This is a genomic window from Candidatus Acetothermia bacterium, assembly GCA_024653305.1.
Classification (GTDB): domain Bacteria; phylum Bipolaricaulota; class Bipolaricaulia; order Bipolaricaulales; family Bipolaricaulaceae; genus JACIWI01.
The window spans coordinates 1-797 of record JANLFW010000067.1 but is presented as its reverse complement, the minus strand read 5'-3'; the positions used below and the strand labels follow the sequence as shown (position 1 = coordinate 797).

1 protein-coding gene is annotated in these 797 nt (G+C 67.6%); it reads right to left on the bottom strand.

Annotated elements, in window-relative coordinates; genetic code table 11:
• On the bottom strand, positions 1–797 hold a 797-nt coding region (locus NUV94_08255; GenBank protein MCR4392726.1), incomplete at both ends, for a DUF11 domain-containing protein.

Here is a 797-nt window from a genome sequence, read left to right as displayed (position 1 = left end):
CAAGGGGACTGGAGCTCAAGTACTGCAGGCTCGCCCCCAACGTGTCCTCCACGCGTACCCAGTCCGCGCTCGCCGCCCCGGTGTTCTGAACCCGGATCTGCCAGGTGACGGTGCTACTCTGGTCATAGCAGTCGAGGGGCACCGTGGCCGGGGTCTTCTGCACCGTGAGCGTGGGGAGGGCAGGCTGGAGGGGGTAGCTCCCGTTGAACTCCTGCTGGGCCGCAAAGCAGCAGTCGTAGAAGTAGACCCTGACCGCAGCATTCCCGACCGTGCGGTAGCAGCTCGCCTGGACCGCAAACCGCAGCCGCACCGTGCCCCCAGGCCCGATCTCCCCGCACAGGTTGTCCAGGGGGTTGTCCGAGTCGTACCAGTACAGGTAACCGCCGATCTCGTACGGATCGGGGGCCAGAACGAACCCTCCGCCGCAGTCCACCTGGGTCGTTCCCGAAACGTAGGTCAGGCCGGCGGGGAGCTGGACCCGCACGTCCAGTGCCTCCGCCGTGGCCGAGGAGAGGTTGCGGATCTCGAGGGTCACCGTCGTCATCCCACAGGACGGAACCTGGGTCGGGTTGAGAGTTGTGGCCACGGCCACGCTCGGGGTCCGACTGGCCACGACCTCGCGGAAGGCGTAGGCATCGGCGAGGCAGTCCGCATCCAGGGTGCAGGAGCTTTCGTCGCCCTCTTGGCCACAGCCCCACCAGACCCGGACTGCGTTCGTAAGTTCCCCACACCCCGTCTCCCGGGCGGTGAGGGTGAGCTGGGCCATCCCCCCCGGAGGCAAGTTCTCCAGGGCCCAC